Origin of the sequence: Paenibacillus silvestris, from assembly GCF_009882985.1 — a bacterium.
In the GTDB taxonomy this organism is placed as follows: Bacteria; Bacillota; Bacilli; order Paenibacillales; family NBRC-103111; genus Paenibacillus_E; species Paenibacillus_E silvestris.
This window is the reverse complement of the sequence record NZ_WTUZ01000036.1, coordinates 28,332-48,316: the sequence shown is the minus strand read 5'-3', so window position 1 is coordinate 48,316 and position 19,985 is coordinate 28,332. Positions and strand designations below refer to the sequence as shown.

Here is a 19,985-nt window from a genome sequence, read left to right as displayed (position 1 = left end):
GACGAATATGTGGAAACTTATGATTGCAGACGATGAACCACGCATTCGAAACGGTTTATGTAAAACGCTTCCATGGGCAGATATGGGCATTGAGGTCGTTGCTGAAGCCGAAAATGGCAAAGAAGCGTTAGAAATCGCGGCTTCAGCTTGTCCTGATCTGATGTTTGTCGATATCAACATGCCCTTCATGAACGGCCTCGAATTGATCGAAAAATTACATGATCAGAATCCGAATTGCTTGGTCATCGTCATTTCAGGTCATGATGAATTCTCTTACGCTCAGCAAGCGGTCAGGCTCAATGCCTTCGATTATTTGCTTAAGCCAGTGCAAAAAATGGAGCTAAGCTCAGCCGTAAACAAAGCGCTCGAAGTGCTGATGAAAGATAGAGTGGAGCAGAAGCATACGCAGTGGATGAACAACAAATTGGAGTTCAATGCGGAAACGATGCGCGAAGAGTTTTTTAGCAAATGGATTACTGGGAAGCTAACGAAGGAACAATTCGAGGAAGAATGGCTGTTTTTTCAGCCGCAGTTTCATGGGAAAATCAGCATGCTGCTTCTGAAGCCGCTCGGCAAAGTGACAGCCAATGCCCCGAACAAGATTTGGGACCCGTCGTTACTTGAGTTTGCCATCAAGAATATTCTAAGTGAGATGCTGCCGCAGCTGCCAATTTCCACCGTTTTCAGCGCTGAAAAAGGCCGAATTGCAGCGCTTACACAGATTTCCGATCTTACCTCCATACGTGCTGTCTATCAGGAGTTTGAACGGGTTGTCATGACTTATTTGGGAGTCAGCATGCTGCTTACGCATTCGGTTGTTGAACAGCTTGAACAAATTCCAAGGCATTACGAAGAAATGAATCAGGAACTGATGCGTGAAAGCGCTTTGACCCCGATTGTTATGATGACGAAGAAATATTTGGAAACCTACTATTATAAAGAAGATTTATCCTTGTCCGAAGTGGCGGAACAGATGAACGTCAATGCTACCTATTTGAGTAAATTGTTAAAAAGAGATTTGGGCAAATCGTTTGTAGATTGCCTTACCGACATTCGGATCAAAAAAGCCATTCAATATCTGAATGATCCTACTTCCAAAATGTATGAAATTGCCAAGAAAGTCGGCTACCAATCGCAGCACTATTTCAGTCATACTTTCAAAAAAATGACAGGCGTATCGCCACTGGAATACAGAAAGCGTGGAGACTACTAGGATGAAGGTTCCCTCAAAAAAAGGTTACATTTGGCTGCTTGCCTTTAGCTTGATAGGCCTGGTTGTGGTCATGCTCGTCGCAAGCCTCTTGCACCTTAAAGCGGCAAAAGATGAACCGGATTTTCTAATTGGCATTAGTCAGCCTAACCTGAATGAACCTCGGCAGCTGCTTATGAATAACGAAATTCGCAAAGAAGCCGAAAAACATAAGAACGTTAAGCTTATTTTTACCGATGCCGCAGAAAACAGTGAGAAGCAGGTCCACGATGTCCAGAAGCTGATGAAGTACGGCATTGATCTTCTCATTATCTCGCTGAATGACTCAGAGAAGCTGACACCGATCGTGACGGAGGTCTATAAGGAGATTCCTGTTATTGTCCTTGGGCGAGGCGTTACCGGCTATGATTATTCCCTTTTTATCGGGTCAGATAATCTGTCGATTGGTAAGAAATCAGGTAAACTTGCAACAGACTTGCTTGGTGGCGCTTCTGCTGATGTCGTGGAGATCAAAGGTGCCGTCAGCTCCAAATCGGTTGAAGAAACGAGTCGTGGTTTCCGCGATTATTTGTCTCAATCACCGTCCATTCAGGTCGATAAAGTGATTGTCGGAGACTGGCAGCGGGATCGGACAGAGGACGAGTTGAAGCGTATTTTACCAAGTTCACCAGAGATTAAGCTGGTATTTGCCCATAGTGATGCCATGGCGCTTGGCGCTTATCGGGCGATTGATGCGTTGGGGCTCAGCAATGTCCAAATTATCGGTATTGATGGATTGGACACGGTGAATGGCGGATTTGATTTAGTTAAACAAGGCGTACTCAGTGGAACAGTTACGAGCCCAACAGGGGGAAGAGAGTCGATTCAATACGCACTCGATATTCTTAACCGTGAGAAGGTTATTCCCAAAAAGATTATTTTGCCAAGTCACGTTATTACGCAAAAAAATACCCGAGAGTTAGGGGCAGCCAGTGACCCCAGCCTCAAACAGATTACTTCTCACATGAGTGTCAGCACGAAAAAGATGAAGCTGGGCGTAGCCGTCGTAGGCTCGGAAAGCAGCTGGCGGGCAGCGAACACCGAATCCATCAAGAATGCAGCTGTTCAAGACCTTGGCATTGAACTTATCATGCAAAATGCCGAGGGCAGTCAAGAGAAGCAAATTGAGATTATTCGGAACTTTATTCAGCAAAAAGTTGATGTTATTGCCTTCACTCCGATAGTTGAATCAGGCTGGGACGATGTCTTAGCGGAGGCCAAGGTAGCTGGCATACCGGTTATTTTGACGGATCGCAAAGTGAAGCTGGAAGATGACTCCTTATGGACGACGTTCATTGGTTCGGATTTCGTTGAAGAGGGACGGCGAGCTGCTAGATGGCTTGTGGAGCACAAACCCATGTCAGGGGAAACCAAAATTGTGGAACTGCAAGGAACGGCAGGATCGGCACCGGCTATTGAGCGCAGACAAGGCTTTGAAGAGGTGCTCTCACAGAATGCTGGATTTCGCGTCATCGCTTCAGAAGTCGGGGATTTCACGACGGAAAGCGGTCAGCAATTAATGAGTAAAGTCCTGCAGCAGGGAACGATACCGCAGGTTGTTTTTGCTCATAATGATGATATGGCACTTGGCGCCATTAAGGCGATTGAGCAGACGGGCTTGAAGCCAGGCAGAGATGTCATCGTGATATCCGTGGACGCCACGAAGCTTGCTTTTCAAGCTATGCTCGCAGGGAAGCTAAACATGTCAGTGGAGTGCAATCCTTTGCTGGGGCCACAAATCATCAAAGCAGCTAAGGATCTTGTCGCAGGCAAGGAAATTCCGGTGAATATTATTACAGCGGAAAGTATTTTCTCTCAGGAAACCGCTAAACGGGATGTTTCTACACGCAAATATTGATCGAAGGCGGAGCGTCTGATGCAGAACTATATGTGGTCAGGTAAAAAAGTGCGATTACGGCCTATTTTGGCTGCGGATTGGGAGAAATTCCACCAAAATGATTTGGATTCGGAAGGTGCCAGGCACTGCGATGCTATCTATTTTCCGAGATCCGAAGAAGGAACTCAAGCTTGGGCAGCGGGTCAAGCAGCGAATGCGTCAGCCAGCGATAATGTCATGCTCGCCATAGAAACCTTGGATGGTGAACTCGTTGGGAGTATGAGCACCAGCAGCTGTGATCGCCGGCAGGGGACTTTTAAATATGGCGTAGCCATCTTTCGTGGACATTGGCGCAGCGGGTATGCTTCAGACGCGATATGGATACTGCTGCGGTATTATTTCGAAGAGCTGCGCTATCAGAAAGTTACGGCGCATGTTTATGCGTTTAATGAGGGTTCCGTGGCGCTGCATGAAGGGCTTGGGTTTGTCCAAGAGGGAAGGCTACGGAATATGGTGTTCACGATGGGGCAGCATTTTGATGAATTCATCTTTGGTTTAACCAAAGGTGAATATGAGAACTGGAAGCTCTAGAGCTGTTAATAGACAGATAAACAGCCAGAGGGCACGTTGGGAGCTGAGATAACTGTGCTGCATTCGTATGTACTACGTGCTCCCGATTTAAGGTTACGAACTCGGCAACTGAGGACCTAGCGATTTTCGCTAGGTTTTTTTCGTATTTTATATGGTGGGGGGAGGGTCAGGGAACTATGGTCCGCTATTTCTCTGATTTATACCGAAATAGCTGTCACGGAGGTCGGATAAGACCCTGTAGTCCCGCTCCCTCGAGGAAATGCACCATGTCCTCGAAATAGAGGACTGCAGTTTCTCTATCAACTGACTTAGCGGAATTCTCAGACTAGGTTTGCACTATGGTGAGGTTGAAGGTAGCAGAATGGTAAGGTGCAAGGAGATGGTGAGGTTGAAGGTAAAAGAATGGTGAGTACAACGGTTGCATCGTAGAAGGTAGGTAAAGTAGCTTGATTTGCTCGGGCTATTTGTGGTAATTGAGCCTCTGTATGGCTTAGTGGGAACTACAGGGCGTTATTTCTCGGAAAACGCCTGTTTTCCGGGTGGAACCGGAACTGTGGTCCGCTATTTCGCCGATTTCGACCGGAATAGCTGTCATGGAGGTCGGATAAGACCCTGTAGTTCCGCTCCTTCGCGGAAATTGCACCATGTCCTCGAAATAGAGGACTGCAGTTCCGCTAAGTGATCACTTAGCGGATGCAAGGGAGGAAGGGAAATTAGAAAGCCGATTTCCAAATGCGGCGCCCGAATACGATTCCAAACGCATCAATACAATGTGGTAACCCAATATGACTCTCAAGTACAACATCTAAGCAGTACATCAAAGCAGTACATCAAAGCACAACATAAGCACAACATCTAAAGAGTAAATCTAACTACAACATCCAAACAGTACATCCAAGTACATCATCTAAAGAGTACATCTAAGTACAAGATCCAAAGAGTACGTCCAAGTGCAACATCTAAACAGCACGTCTAAGTCCAACATCCAAAGAGTACGTTTAAGTACAACATCCAAGCGCAACGCCACAACGCCTCACTCAATTGATAATGAGAATTATTTTCAATTATGATAAAATAGTTTTATCGAAGACTGATAGAAAGAAAGGAATGACTGATTAATGAGAATTAGCGACCATACCGTGTTGTGGAATCACGTTCTCATCCGAGTGATGGACGTTCGCCGCATGCTGTTGGAGCCTGGTGAAGTGATGCGCGGTTATCGCTTGCCGACAAGTGCTTTCCTCTATGTCACCAGCGGCAATGCCCTGCTGCACATAGACGGAGTCGAAAGCCGCATGAAACGATTTCATGTCCTCCATGTAGGGAAAGGAATACGCCTCGACATTACGGCTATGGAGCAGTTGGAATATTTTATGGTGCTGTACAAGGCGACTTTGCCGCTTCCGAGTCGATTGGAGCTAGTCAATATGATGGAACGCGAGAATCCATTCCAGCTGCGCTATAGCTTGTCACCGAAGTACCCGATTTCTTGGATGCAGAAGCTGGAGCACATGTATCACATCTGGCAGGCACCGAGTCCACTAGATAAATTAAAGGTGAAGACGCTATTTTATCAATTACTGTATGAGCTAGTTGAGCAGCTGCACGAACAAGGGATCGACGTCATCCATCCCGATCTCGTCAGCCAAGCCGTCTATTATATGGAGGAGCACTATCAGGAAGCGGTGACGCTGGAAGAGTTGGCGGATACACTGGAATGTACAACAAGACAACTGCTTCGTTTATTTAAAAATCAAATGGATACAAGCCCCATTGAGTATTTAATTGGACTAAGGCTGGGCAAGGCTAAGGAGCTTCTCGTGTATACAGACAAAACGCTGAAAGAGATTTCGGAGAGTGTCGGTTACACGGACAGTTACTATTTTAGCCGGATATTCAAAAAGCAAGAAGGTGTCTCTCCCACAAGATTCAAAGAATTGTACGCCTGGGAATGGCGTCGAAATAATCCATTCTTCCTGTCGAGATATCCCATTGTGGCCGGTGGGCTTAGACGCTATAGTAGGAATGGTTGTGAGAATCATTATCAAAACAGGGGAGAGGGAGATTCACAAATGGTTAAGAAATCAAGAGCCTGGATGACTGCCATGGTCGTTATCTGTTTCACATTGTTACTCAGCGCATGTTCAACGGGAGGGGCGCCATCACCAACCACAACAAGTGGCGTGACGCCAATTCCGAGTGCTAATAGCACGACAGCCCCCGCAACAAATAAGGAAGCTGATGCTCCTCGGGTCATTAAGCACGCGATGGGAGAGACGACGATTAAAGGGACGCCATCACGTGTCGTTATCCTGACGAATGAGGGTACGGAAGCGCTGCTCGCCGTCGGTGTCAAACCAGTAGGCGCCGTTATGTCTTGGCTTGGCGAGCCTTGGTACGACCATATCAAGAACGATATGCAGAACGTAACGGTAGTTGGAGATGAATTGCAGCCGAATCTTGAACTGATTGCCAGCTTGAAACCGGACTTGATTATCGGGAACAAAGTAAGGCAGGAGAAAATTTACGATCAACTGAAGCAAATTGCGCCTACGGTGTTCGCAGCTGACTTGGTAGGGGATTGGAAAGTCAATTTCAAGCTGTACTCAGAGGCAGTAAATAAGAAGGATGAAGGCGAGAAAGCGATGGCTGCTTTCGACAAGCGTGTAGTGGAAGTGAAAGGGAAGCTTGGCAGCAAGGCAGCTACGAAGGTTTCGCTGGTGCGTTTCTCCGCGTCGCAAGTGCGTATTTACCAGAAACAGACATTTGCCGGCGTACTGCTTAACCAGTTGGGCATCGCACGTCCTGAGTCACAGGACAAGGAGTCCTTCATTGAAGTCTTGAATAAAGAGAATATCGCCAAAATGGATGGAGATGTCCTGTTCTATTTTGTCACGGAAGCAAAAGGGAAGACAGATGGAGCGAATGTGGTGAAGGAATGGCAGAATGATCCGTTATTCAAAAACTTGAACGTAACGAAAACGAATAAAGTGATCCAAGTAGATGAAGGAATTTGGAACTCGGCAGGCGGGTACAAAGCAGCCAACCTACTGCTCGACGAATTGATTAAATACTTCGATGTCAAATAACAAAGCTGCTTTTCTCGACACCTACAAGAGAAAGATAATGGGATTGACGGCGGGAGCTGTGTTTCTGCTCGTGCTTGCTGTAGCGAGCGTTTTACTCGGGGAGCATCTATTCGGGCTCGGCGATTTATGGACGAGTTACAGGCATTTCGATGGCTCTAACGAGCAGTTAATTCTTCGAACAACCCGGGTACCGCGGGTTTTAGTTGCAGCAGCAGTAGGCGCGTCACTTGCAGTAGCAGGCGCCGTCATGCAGGTGTTGACGCGAAATCCGCTGGCGTCACCTTCGATCTTCGGCATTAATGCCGGCGCTTCTTTATTCATCGTCATCGGGCTGGTCCTTTATGGATCAGCTCTTACGATGAATACCATGATTTGGATCGCTTTTGCCGGCGCGCTCTTCGTTTCGGTCTGCGTCTATGCGATGGCGATGCGTGACAGCTGGTTCGAGCCCGTCAAGCTTACGCTGGCAGGCGCGGCGATGGGGGCTTTTGCTTCCTCGATCACATCAGGTTTGATTTTGATTAACAAGCAGTCGCTAGATGCGGCTTTGTTCTGGATGATTGGGTCCGTTTCCGGGAGGAAATTGGACCATTTGCTGTCCGTAGCCCCCTATATGGCGATTGGCTTAGGTCTCGCGTTTCTGTTAGCCGGCTCTCTCAATATTATGATGCTAGGTGAGGAAAGTGCCCGGGGTCTGGGTCAGCGGGTGACGCTCGTAAGGTTGCTATCTTCACTTGCCGTTGTGCTGCTCGCCGGTAGTTCGGTCGCGGCTGCGGGTCCGATCGCGTTCGTCGGACTGATTGTGCCGCACCTGTGCCGGGCATTGATTGGCCAGGATCACCGCTGGCTGCTGCCATGCTGCGCATTAAGTGGAGCTGTGCTGCTGGTAGCGGCGGATCTTGCTGCGCGTTTCGTCTTGATGCCGAAAGAGGTCCCCGTTGGGATCGCGATGGCGATGCTGGGCGTACCCTTCCTGATCCATGCAGCAAGGAGGAAGGCTAATGATTAAAACACGCTCACGAAGATCGATTCTGATCATCAGCAGTTTATTTCTCGCGATGATCGTGCTTTCGATGTTGTGCCTCTCTATCGGCAGTGTAGGCATCCCGATGAAGGAAGTGTTCCGTTCGTTAATCGGACAGAACCAAGGCAGCTCAAACCTAATTCTCATGAATTTTCGCTTACCGCGAATCCTTGCTGCAATTCTGATCGGGGCGGCGCTGGCCGTATCCGGATGCTTACTGCAGGGGGTGATTCGCAACCCGCTTGCTTCACCGGACATTCTGGGCTTCACGGGGGGCGCATCGGCTGCGGCTGTTGCTTTCATGACGCTGTTCACTGGCTACAGCATTCACTGGGTTCCGGTTGTTGCGATGGTGGGAGCGCTGCTCGCGGTCCTGATTAATTATACCCTTGCCTGGAAAAAGGGAGTATCCACCTACCGGCTGGTGCTCATCGGCATTGGTCTCTCCGCAGCGATGGGAGCCCTAACCATGTTTCTGCTCATTAGCGGACCGGCTTACTTAGCGGCTCAAGTGTTGAACTGGATGACAGGCAGCATCTACGGGACAAGTTGGAAGTATGTGCAGGTTATTACTCCATGGATTGCCGTCTTTATCCCGCTTTCCCTCCTGTATGCAAAGGAACTGACGATTCAGACTTTGGGCGAAGCGACGGCATTGGGACTTGGCAGCCGCCTTCAGTTCACCCGAGTCATGGTGCTGCTCTTTAGCGTAGCACTCGCAGGTGCGGCTGTTGGGGTGGCGGGGATGATTTCGTTCCTCGGCCTCATGGCCCCGCATATCGCCCGCAGGCTCGTAGGCAATTCGTATTCGCTAGTCATTCCCGTTGCGGCTTTGACGGGCGCGATTCTGCTGCTGCTGGCTGATTTGGCCGGGCGCATGCTGTTTATGCCGCTTGATATACCGGCTGGGGTATTCACGGCGGGGATTGGAGCCCCGTTCTTCCTTTACTTATTGTTCAAACGTAAACGGGTTGGTTAATAATGGGCTGATTTCCGCCAACCCGTAAGGCTGTAGCGTCCATACTCGCATCAGAGCAATGTTGTTCTACCCAGAAGAATCGCCAGGATTTCCTTGGCGGTTTCTTTTGATTTTTTCAAATTTTGAGGGGGAGAGGCAACTGAGGAGAGTCAGGCTCATTGGATGATTTCCAATGAATAAGTGGTTTTCGACGCTTAAATGCCATTCTCATTGGACAAAATCCAACAGAGAGTTGAATTTTAAGGGGGTTCAGCGCCATTTTAGCCGCCCTTGTTGGATTTCATCCAACGAAAAGTAGAATTAACATGTCTGAATGGCGTTCTCAGTGGATTTCGTCCAATGAGAACTGGAAGTACGCTAACTTCTAGCGGTTTAAGTTCTCAGAAAAGGTAGGGTACAGTAGAGAGGCAAGGTGAGTGGAGACATATAAGAGCAGGATAGTATGGAAGGAGAAATAAAAAATGAAGTAGTAAGAGAAGTAGAAGTAGAAGTAGGCTAGGTTTTTTTATTCACGAAAGCCTACGCGCATAGGCAAACGGATGTTAATGGAAGTTTTATACATCAGCGAAGCGCTGCGTTTTGTGGTATATTATTGTGAGAATGGTTATCACTTGCACGGGAGGGATTCGGCGTGAATCGTGAAACGGACCACGATGTGTATTTGGAAGGAACATTGCTTGAGCTGGTCAAGCTTGAAGTTATAACGGATATAGCCGAGTGGAAACGAACGGCAGAGGAAATTTCCCATCACACGATGCTCTTTTTTGTGAAGATGAGAGGTCAGCTGCTAATGAATCAGATTGAAATTCCGATACATGGCAAAACGCTCATCATGCTTCTTCCAGGCATGAATGTCCAAGCCTTGAATTTGTCAGGCAATGCGAATAGTATGATCTACCAACTAGAATTTGATCTGTTTCGAATCAAGGAAAATACGCAATCACGTAAAGTTTATGACAGGGAGCTTCATTTTCCCATACATGGAAATCTGCAGACGGATTTGCTTCTTTTTCAGCGAAAAATGCAGCTGCTTGCCTCCGCATGCGGCGCTTCGAGTGTAAGGGAACACCTGCGGCAGCAGTATTTGTACGCCTTGGTGGAGCTGATTCTGAAGGATCAGCCGCCTTCCATTGCGACACCGAAAGATGCTGATGCCTCGCTGCAGCTTACGATTCAGTACATGCAGGATGCTTACCATACCGACATTAATCTGGATAAGCTTGCTGAGATCGCAGGCATGCATCCGGCTTATTATTCGCAGCGTTTTAAGCAAAAAATGAATAAATCACCGATTGAATTTCTCACGCAAGTACGGATGAATAAGGCGAAGGAAATTCTGCTTGTCTCTACACCGCAGATTCGAGATTTGAGCGGACGCGTAGGGTATCGTGATGAGTTTTATTTTAGCCGTCGCTTCAAAGAAAATTCCGGATATGCCCCCACGCAGTACGCGAATGATCCGCTAACGAATATCGTTTCGCTATCGTACCCGTATACAGACCACTTGCTGACTTTAGGCATTGTTCCTAGTGCAGCGCAATTTCACCGCAAAAAGTATTTGCCGGCGGAAACAATTTCTCTGACTTTGCCGCTTCACGCTACGGAATCTTGGGAAATAGGCAGAAAGACTTTTCTCGAAGCGCAGCCGGGCCTTATTCTCTGCAAAGAGAACGTTGTTTTGAAAGCCAGAGAACATATTGGAGACATTGCTCCTATCATTTCCGTACCTTGGGCGTCGCAGGATGTCTTCGATCATTTGGAGGCAATAGCTGATCTTGTCGGTCGCAGGCAGATGGCCAAAGAATGGATTGAGCGTCATGCCTACAAAGCAGAGCAGGCCAAGAAACAAGTGAACAAAGCGTTCGGAAGCCCAACTATCGCGATATGCCGTTTGATGAACACAGAGATGAGATTGTATGGTGCCAGGAATGTGGGGCATGTTTTCTATCGATCTTTGCAGTTGTCTCCTCCTAATCTTATTGCTAATGAGCTTAATCAACATAGAGAAGGTACGAACTTCAATTGGCTTAATGTTACGCCAGAGGATATGACTGAATATGAGTCAGATTATGTCATCTTCTTGAATTCCACGAAGCAAGCATCGGCTAAACTCACGCAGCAGATTATGACGGATCCTGTTTGGCTGCGTCATCCAGCCATTAGGCAGGGGCGGTACTTCATGCTCCATTGGGATGAATGGATGGTCTATGCGCCGCAAGCGATACAGCAGCTTTTGGAGAAGGCGGTATCGATGTTAAGCGAAGCTTCCCTGACGAGTTCACCCGTTAATATGAAAATAATCCAAGGATAAAATCTATGAATATGTCATGGACGAATGCAGTAGAGATTCCTATAATGAATTTATTGATAATGATTATCAATATTAATGAGAGCGTCGGATTACATCTAGGAAGTTGGGTCTTTCAAGCATGAAAAGAATGACATATGGATTGATTTGTCTCATTGCCATACTAGCCTTACTAATCGTTATGTTTACTGCGATTTCGTTTGGGGCCAAGGATTTGACGCTGCAAACGGTATGGACGGCCGTATTTCATTATAATCCTGAGTTAACTACCCATCAGATTATTCATGAATTACGTTTACCACGTGTTCTCGGTGCGGCAATGATCGGAGCTGGCTTTGCAGTAGCAGGTGCGTTAATGCAAGGAATAACACGTAATCCATTAGCTGATTCCGGTATTCTGGGTATTAATGCCGGCTCAGCCTTCATGGTTGCTCTTAGCTTTGCATTTTTTCCGAATCTGCCTTATTCAAGCCTTATGGTGGTCTCATTCCTGGGTGCAGCGCTCAGTACGGGTTTCATTTTCTTGCTAGGCTCATCGACGCCTGGAGGTCTAACCCCGCTCCGTTTAACAATTGCAGGCTCCGTGGTTGCGGCTTTACTGCATTCACTGAGTACGGGCGTTGCGATCTATTATGATCTTAGTCAGGATCTTGCCTTCTGGTATGCCGGTGGAGTTGCAGGTGTGAAGTGGCAGCATGTCAAGCTGCTTGTACCTATTCTACTTCTGGCAATTGCAGGAGCTATGATGATAAGTCGATCCGTTTCCCTGATCTCGCTTGGTGAGGAAGTTTCCGCAGGTCTAGGGGTCAAAACAAACAGAATCCGCTTGCTCGGTATTGTTCTGGCCATTATTCTTGCCGGTGTGGGGGTTTCGGCTGTAGGGTCCATTGGATTCGTAGGGCTGGTTATCCCGCATATCGCTAGAAAAATCGTAGGAGTGGACTATCGTTTCATCATTCCTCTTTCTTCTTTGCTTGGAGCAATTTTGCTGGTAATTGCTGATTTAGGCGCTCGGATGGTTCATCCTCCCAAAGAATTGGCCATCTCCCTAATGATTGCTTTGGTGGGCGTTCCCTTCTTTCTGTATTTGGCTAGGAAAGAAAGGAGGAATTTGTCATGAGATCGTATCGTCCTCTTGATCGCAAAAACAGGAGTATCTGGGTTGGCATTTGTTTGCTTCTCATAAGCTTGGTTGTGATCCTGATTAGTTTGAATACGGGCTCAATTCGGCTTTCGCCAATTGAAGTATGGCAAACGCTTCTAGGCTATGGGAGCGCCGATAATCAGCTTGTCTTATTCGAGTATCGCTTGCCACGGATCCTCATCACGATGCTGGCAGGAATCGGTCTAGGCCTATCCGGCGCACTCCTGCAGGGGATAACCCGTAATGGTCTAGCTGATCCGGGAATTCTAGGACTGCATTCAGGTGCTGCATTAGGCTTAATTGTGTTTGTCAGCTTTTTCCACTCGATGAAGGGTACTCCGACTTTGCTCATCCCGATTTTCGCCTTTGCTGGTGGCGTCATAACCGCTATTTTGATTATGGCCTTAGCCTTTGACCGGTACAAAGGGATTGTACCCATACGGTTGATCCTTGTTGGTATTGCCGTTGCAGCTGGCTTTAGCGCTGTGACCCTCTTCCTGTCGCTGCGGTTAGATGAAGCGACGTATAGTTTTACAGCTAGATGGCTGGTAGGCAACGTGTGGGGGAGAGATTGGGTGCATGTCATTGCGCTTCTCCCATGGATTGGCCTGTTCGTTCCTTTCGCATTATCTAAGTGGAAAATCTTGAATTCTTTTTCACTTGGAGATGAAACGACCTCGGGGCTCGGCATTGCTGTGAGTCGCGAACGTCTGCTTCTTCTACTGACAGCAGTTGCCTTGTCGAGCGCGAGCGTGGCAATGACCGGTGGGATTGGCTTTCTTGGCTTGGTGGCGCCGCATCTGGCACGTCGATTAGTTGGACCGATGTATCAGTATGTACTGCCGATAGCGGGCCTGGTAGGTCTCGTTATCTTGGTGGCCTCCGACACGATTGGGCGCTCTATCTTCCAGCCTAACGCAATCCCCGCAGGTATTGTTGTTGCTGCTGTTGGAGCTCCGTACTTTTTATTTTTGCTTGCAAGATCGAAATAACGAAAACGAAGGATAAAGGGGTTTTTATTGTGAAAAAGAGAAATATGGTAGTCCTAAGTATGATCAGTTCCTTATTCGTTCTGACAGCGTGCGGTCAATCCGGAGCACCTAAAGAAGCAGCGCCTGCGGCATCTGCCTCTCCTTCTGCTTCAGCTGCTGCTGTGGCGAGTACAACTAAGCCAGTAGAGAAAGAACCGCGTATTGCGTCGCTGTCCATTCATTTGACGAATGACCTGCTTGCGCTGGGCATTACGCCTGTAGGTTCTGTCATGGGTGGCGATCTTAAGGCTTTTCTGCCGCATGTCGCTGACCGTTTGCAGAACACCAAGAAGCTAGGTGTTGTGGCTGAGCCCGATATGGAAGCCTTGCTTTCCTTGAAGCCTGAAGTGATTTATTTGGATGAGGCATTTTCAGGTAAGGATGTCGCGAAGTACGAGAAAATTGCCAAATCAGAAGTGTTTAACTTAGATGAAGGCACATGGCGCGATCATTTGAAGAAAATCGGTAAACTTGTGAACCGAGAGCAGCAAGCAGAAACATACATCAAGGATTACGAGAAACAGGCTGCGAGTGTAAAAGGACTTATAAACGCTAAGATCGGCGACGGGACTGCAATGGCGATTCGTGTAACTGCCAAAGAACTGCGTGTTATGGGGATGAAACGTCCGCTCGGCCCACTTCTGTTTACAGATTTAGGTTTGAAGCCAGCCAAAGGTGTGGAGAAGATTGACAAGGCTTACGAAACGATTTCGCAGGAAGTTCTTCCTGACTATGATGCCGACGCAATCTTTGTTATTGTGAATAATGAAGATGGGGCTAAGAAACTCTTTGAGCAGCTGTCCACCAACCCGATTTGGAAAGGGCTTAAAGCGGTTAAGGCGGGTCACATTTACCCGATTGCCGATCAGCCTTGGCTTGATTACTCCGCCATTGGAAATAAAATGGCGCTTGATGCAGCAGAGAAACTTTTCACTAAATAAGGATTCATAAAGCTATCCCTCAGTCATTCCAATATGGCTGGGGGATAGCTTTATTTGTACTGATAAGGCACGGTTTCAGGTACAAGAGGAACTACGGTCCGTTATCTTGTTAATTGCACTTAAATCACGCGCTATGGAGGCCAAATAAGACCCTGTAGCTACCCTCAATTGAGGAAATAGCTCGATTTCCTACAGATAGAGGACTCCAGTTCCCTCTGCACAATCGGATTCATTTCCTGCAATAAAATTTCAGCCAGTGAAGTATTATTCATTTCTGTGGATATTCGAAAACCCTTTCATCGGTTCGCCATGCAAGACTTAAAAATACATTTACATTTCATTTACGATAAAAATGGGGTGCATTTTTCCCATAAGCGTATGCAAAAGTTGGAAAAGAGGAAGTGGCATCACTGCTGAGATGATAGCGTTTTTTTGAAAATGAAATGAGCGTTTCGCGCAGAATATACCATCCATTTTACCCCAATAATTAACAATGGAGCGTTCAAATGATTGACGCTTACAGGAAAAATAAAGCAATTGCACGGAATTAGGCTTTACCGCTTTTACAATAACTACATGGTTAATTAACCCAAAAACCATTGAATGTAAGTTTAATTGACCGTATAGTACCGTTAGGAAAAAATCATATTTATCTAGGAGGGAAACTAGTGAAAAAGAGTATCACGTTGACATCACGCGTGCTTGCTGCAGTCATGCTTGTGACCTCGTTGTTAACAGCGGGTTTGGCTCCTGCACAACCAGCGTATGCGCAGCCAGATCCCAGCAACGTCTTTGCCGCAGCAGGAGTTACTGCAACCGCAAATGGGTATGTGTCTAATCATGCAGCCCCAGCACATGCGATCGACGGTAATCCAACCAGCAACTGGGTTTACAAGGGGGATACGAATCAGCCTAATGAGCAAAATCCTTATTGGCTGAAGGTGGATGCAGGCGCAGAAGCTACCGTGCATCAGTTTGTACTTGCACATGCCGGTTATAGTGGAGAGCCTGATAGCTACAATACCCGGGACTATACGATTGAAACCAGCGAGGACGATGTTCACTGGACTACTGTCGTAACGGTTACAGATAATACTTATGGCCTAACAACCCATAATTTGAGCTCACCGGTTACTGCAAGATACTTCAAGCTAAACATTACGGACCCGGGCAGTGCTGATCCAGCGACGGGCCAATACGCAGCGAACATTTATGAATTCCAAGCTTTTGGGTTTGTAGAAACGAAACCTCTTGCTCCTTTGGTTACTCCGCTAGCGTCTAGCAGTAATCAGGGATTGCTTGGTGAATATTACCTTGGAAAAAGTGATTTCAGCTTTGGGGATTACAAAGCAACGACGGTAGATCCTCAGATTAATTTCACGAATCTGGATCCTGTCCTGCAATCGTGGACGGGGACACAAGACCATGCCAATGTTCGCTGGACGGGGCAAATCATGCCACCTCAAACGGCAGATTATACGTTTTACATGATGGGTGACAACGGATTCCGCTTGTGGGTAGATGATAAGATCGTAATCGATCACTGGGTGAATGACTGGGACAAGGAGCAAACAGGCAATGTGATCTCCTTGGAAGGTGGAAAGAAATACAATTTCAAAATTGAATATTTTGAAGATACAGGCGGCTCGAATTTATACCTGCGCTGGTCGACGCCAAATATGGCCAAGATTATCGTACCGAGCAATGTCTTCTACTTACCGCAAAATTACACAGGACCTATCGCAGGAAATGTTCTAAAAGATGGCTCTAGCGCTTATCTAACGATGTCCTCGGATATGGATAACTTGCCAGCTTCGCTTGGGACTCATCTGTCGGTTATAGCTGATGATCTGCCTATTCAGGTTCAAAGCGTTGAGTTAGGCAGTACCCCGTCTATGCTTAAGATAAATTTGGCGACCAAGGTTAAACCTAATCAGGTTGTTAAGATTTCGTATGACGGACTAGCTAATTTACAATTTGCAGATGGAACAGTTGTTGGGAGTTTCATGTATATTCCTGTAAATGATGTAGTTAACTACTCTCCAATTGCCATTGCGATGTCCTTCAATGGAAGTCCCAAAACGAACCGTTCGTTCGCTTGGTATACAAGCTATGAAAAGCCGGATAATGCACCAGCTAACATAGCGGATAGTATTGTTGAGGTTGTACCAGCAGATAAAGCTTTTGGCACACCAGATGTGAAACGTTTCGTTGGAAAGCCGGAAGAAACCAAAATTTTAAATCTTAAAATTACAAGCTCAACGAATGGCACGTTTATTAGCCATAAAGCGATCGCAGTAGGTCTAACACCGGGAACTGCTTATAAATACCGGGTGGGAAGCGACGGCAACTGGAGCGATACGGGCAGTTTCACAACGGAATCACTCATTGAGAATGATTATGAATTCTTGTACATGACGGATTCGCAAGGTTCGAATTCGCATGATTATGAAGTTTTCGCCGATACGTTTAAGCAAGGTCTTGAGCATTTCCCGAATTCAAAGTTTATGGTGATGACGGGTGACGAGGTGGATGCCGGTTCCCTTGAGTCTCAGTGGCTTGATTATTTTGGAAAGCCGCAAAATATGTTCTTGAAAATTCCGATTATGGCGGCGGTTGGTAATCACGAAGGACCTTATAACGACAATTATTACTATCATTTTAATTATCCGAATGATTCCATCCAGAATCCTTTGCCACCAGGCAGCGTGTACTCGTATGACTATGGCGATGCGCACATTATGGTGCTTAATACGATGGATATTGGTTGGGATGATCGTCAGAAAGAATCTTTTAGACAGCAAGTGGAATGGTTGAAAAAAGAAGTTGCCCAAACGGATCGGAAGTGGAAGGTCGTGGCTTTCCATAAAGCGATTTATTCACTCGGGAACCACGCGCTTGATTCTGATATTTTGAGTATGAGACAAATGCTTTATCCAGTCTTCGATGAGCTTGGTATCGATGTGGTCTTGCAAGGACATGACCATACTTTCATGAGATCTCATCAAATGTACAACAATGTTCCGGTGACGAATGTGAAGAAGGATTCAAATGGAAATCCGCTTAATCCGGACGGAACTTTGTATATGATTAATAACTCAGCGGGTACGAAGTATTACGATCTCCAAAATGGCGTAGACCGCTATTATGCAGCGGTATACGAGCAGCCGTATCTACCGATTTTTTCGGGAATCCGTATGACGGAGAACAGCTTCACGATTGATTCGTATAAGTCTGGTCAGGATCAGCCTTTCGATACGTATACGATTGTTAGGAATGACGCGAAGCCTGCACCTGTTGCACAATTGGCGGCAAATAAAACGGTGGATGGCAAGGAGATTCTAACTTGGATTGCTCCACAAGTTGCCAACCCTGAGGAAGATGCGGTCAGAGGCTTTAGAATTTACGAGGTAGACGGCAAATTAGGCATGAACTGGAGCACCTATGTGCCAGCTGTCAAGGACCAAGCGAATTATCAGTATGTTGTGCCTGGCACACAGGCGGGTCAATCTTATAAATTTGCCGTCAAAGCCGTTGATAAACGGGACAACTCGGTTGCTAGCACGGTTAGTACAGCATTGGTAGCACCAACCGCACCTGTGGTTGATGATGGTCGTAACACGTTCGGTTGGACGAATGTCCCTGGCTATGCGAACACGGCTGATTACGAGTACTCAGTGGATGGAGGAGCAACATGGCTTCCTGTAACAGCTAATCCGCAGCCGATTGGGGATAACAATTATCCTGCGGGTACGGTACAGGTACGCGTCAAAGCGGATGCCTCTTCTGGGAGAGTAGCTGGTCTATCTCTCGCATCGAATCTGCCATTTACAATGAACTTCATAGAAGATACATATAAAATCACAGGTACTCTCAAAAAGGGAGAGCAACTTCAACTTAATGTGACGTTGGAGCCGCTGGCCGATTATAGTAGTGATGCTTATATCGTGTTTGAATTACTGGATGGAGACAAACCGATTCTAATGAACGCCATTCCGGTTAAGCAAAATAAATTAACTTTTAACCAGTATTTCAACGTGCAAGGACCGAATTACAAAGTAAAAGCATTCATTTTTAACCAATATGACAGTGATCTTCGTGCACCGCTTCAATTAGCAAGACCTGTGTTGTTTGAATAATGGAATGAAGAGAGGAACTGACGACGGTGAAAAAATATATAGCGGCCATTATGGCGTTGTTGTTCGTGCTCTCACCGGTTTCGGCTCACGCAGCAGCTTCATTTACACTTGCTTTAAGTGTAAATGAAGTACTGCGTGGCGGTGAAATCGAGCTGTCCGGGACGGTTGCGAACAATACGAAGGATGTTGTGGTTAAAATTATTCGTCCTAATCAAACGATGTTCTATCTTAATACAATAACCCCTGCAGAGGGCAGCTACTCTACGAAGGTGACGATACCAGATGACGAGGGTTTTGCACCTTTTGGTTTATACCAAGTCGTTGTTGGTAGTGATAACTTAACAAAGGTCAATATGTTCAGAGTCATTAATCCTAACGGAGAAGTAACGGATCCTGATGATAATAATCATCCAGGTAACGTTGGAACAACGCCACCCGACCCAAACACCATCCCAACCAATGCAGGTAAAACCGTCGATGGCATCGTTCAGCCTGAGAAATCTTCAGACGGACGTTACGTACTCGGAAGTGAAACATTGAATCAGGCTATCCAGCAAGCCAAGGATGCCGTTACGGTTCAATTGCCAGCAGCAACTGGCGATGCAGGTTCGGCGCTTGAGTTCCCAGCGAAATCCTTGCAGGACCTTAAGGATAAGAATTTGGACCTCATTCTTACCTATGGAAATAGCACAGTTCGTTTCCCGGCCAACGCCATTTCGGCTACGAGCGAACAGCAGTCGCGAATTCGTATTGATCTGAATACAGCATTAACAACGGATGCTAAAAACTTGTTGAATCAATCCCTTCAGTCCAACCCTGATTACAAGTCAACCGGCGTTATTCTTTCTGTTGTGATCCAAATGATTACGGGAGACAACACAGTGGAAATCCATCACTTGGACAAACCTGCCGTAGTAACGATGAAATTAACGGAAGAACAAGAGAAGGCAATGACATCTGATCTTGCCGGTGTTTATCATGTAAATGGCACTAACGTTGAATATGTTGGAGGAACCGTTAGCAAGGGAACTTTCACTTTCACAGCCGAGCACTTCTCCTACTATACAATTCTGGAGTATAACAAGACGTTTGCAGATCTCGCAGGACACTGGGCCGCAAAGTCTGTGCAATCTCTAACAGCCAAACACATCGTTGAGGGAGTAGATCCGCAGCATTATGAGCCAAATCGGAGCATAACGCGTGCCGAGTTCGTTACCCTGTTGATGCGTGCATTGAAATGGTCCGGACATGCATCTACGCAAGCTGCTACCAATCCTTTCTCTGATGTTGCTGCTAGTGCCTATTACTCTGAACAAGTTATTGGTGCAGCATCCTTAGGCATTGTTTCGGGTTACAACGGAGCATTCCGACCGAACGATATCATTACACGTGAAGAAGCGGTGGTCGCGCTTGTACAAGCCGCCAAGTATTTCAGCCTAACGGAGTCAACGAAAGCTGATCCTTCTTTTGCGGATACAAATGAAATTTCGTCATGGGCTGCGGCTTCTGTTCATCAAGCCTGGTCAAAAGGATTAATTGAGGGTGATGGCGCACATTTCAATCCGAAAAGCTCAGTTACACGGGCTGAAGTTGCTGTCATGATCACTCGGTTGCTGCCGAACGGTTCTTTATAAAACGAAAGCGGGAGGACCC

At 46.8% G+C, this 19,985-nt stretch carries 12 protein-coding genes; all 12 read left to right on the top strand.

Annotated elements, in window-relative coordinates; all coding sequences use genetic code 11:
• Positions 1-7: 7 nt before the first annotated feature.
• A complete protein-coding gene (locus GQF01_RS27425) occupies positions 8-1,213 on the top strand; it encodes a response regulator transcription factor (RefSeq protein ID WP_161410139.1) in 1,206 nt (401 codons plus the stop codon).
• A gap of 1 nt (position 1,214) precedes the next feature.
• Positions 1,215-3,107 carry a substrate-binding domain-containing protein gene (locus tag GQF01_RS27420; protein WP_161410138.1) on the top strand — a complete coding sequence of 631 codons (1,893 nt, stop codon included), beginning with the start codon at positions 1,215-1,217 and terminating at the stop codon, positions 3,105-3,107.
• A gap of 18 nt (positions 3,108-3,125) precedes the next feature.
• Positions 3,126-3,677 (top strand): GNAT family N-acetyltransferase, encoded by a 552-nt coding sequence (locus GQF01_RS27415; protein ID WP_161410137.1) that lies wholly within the window; start codon positions 3,126-3,128, stop codon positions 3,675-3,677.
• 1,118 nt (positions 3,678-4,795) lie between these two features.
• Positions 4,796-6,766, top strand: a complete 1,971-nt coding sequence (locus GQF01_RS27410; protein ID WP_161410136.1) for an AraC family transcriptional regulator — start codon at positions 4,796-4,798, stop codon at positions 6,764-6,766.
• Between the two features lie 37 nt (positions 6,767-6,803).
• Positions 6,804-7,775 carry a FecCD family ABC transporter permease gene (locus GQF01_RS27405; protein ID WP_161410204.1) on the top strand — a complete coding sequence of 324 codons (972 nt, stop codon included), beginning with the start codon at positions 6,804-6,806 and terminating at the stop codon, positions 7,773-7,775.
• Complete coding sequence (locus GQF01_RS27400; protein WP_235960547.1) at positions 7,768-8,769, top strand: FecCD family ABC transporter permease; 1,002 nt, start codon at positions 7,768-7,770, stop codon at positions 8,767-8,769. Before GQF01_RS27405 ends, GQF01_RS27400 begins: the two co-directional genes overlap by 8 nt.
• A gap of 631 nt (positions 8,770-9,400) precedes the next feature.
• Positions 9,401-11,080 (top strand): helix-turn-helix domain-containing protein, encoded by a 1,680-nt coding sequence (locus tag GQF01_RS36460; protein WP_161410134.1) that lies wholly within the window; start codon positions 9,401-9,403, stop codon positions 11,078-11,080.
• Positions 11,081-11,207: 127 nt separating this feature from the next.
• Positions 11,208-12,197: a FecCD family ABC transporter permease gene (locus GQF01_RS27390; protein WP_161410203.1), complete on the top strand. Its 990-nt coding sequence runs from the start codon at positions 11,208-11,210 to the stop codon at positions 12,195-12,197.
• Positions 12,194-13,213: a FecCD family ABC transporter permease gene (locus tag GQF01_RS27385; protein ID WP_161410133.1), complete on the top strand. Its 1,020-nt coding sequence runs from the start codon at positions 12,194-12,196 to the stop codon at positions 13,211-13,213. The genes GQF01_RS27390 and GQF01_RS27385 overlap by 4 nt, the downstream gene beginning before the upstream one ends.
• Before the next feature lie 44 nt (positions 13,214-13,257).
• A complete protein-coding gene (locus GQF01_RS27380) occupies positions 13,258-14,193 on the top strand; it encodes an iron-hydroxamate ABC transporter substrate-binding protein (RefSeq protein ID WP_161410202.1) in 936 nt (311 codons plus the stop codon).
• 668 nt (positions 14,194-14,861) lie between these two features.
• On the top strand, positions 14,862-18,332 hold the full coding sequence (locus GQF01_RS27375; protein ID WP_161410132.1) for a PA14 domain-containing protein: 3,471 nt from the start codon (positions 14,862-14,864) through the stop codon (positions 18,330-18,332).
• A 26-nt stretch (positions 18,333-18,358) separates the two neighbouring features.
• Positions 18,359-19,966, top strand: coding sequence for an S-layer homology domain-containing protein (locus tag GQF01_RS36930; RefSeq protein WP_161410131.1), 1,608 nt, complete (start codon positions 18,359-18,361; stop codon positions 19,964-19,966).
• Positions 19,967-19,985 lie beyond the last annotated feature (19 nt).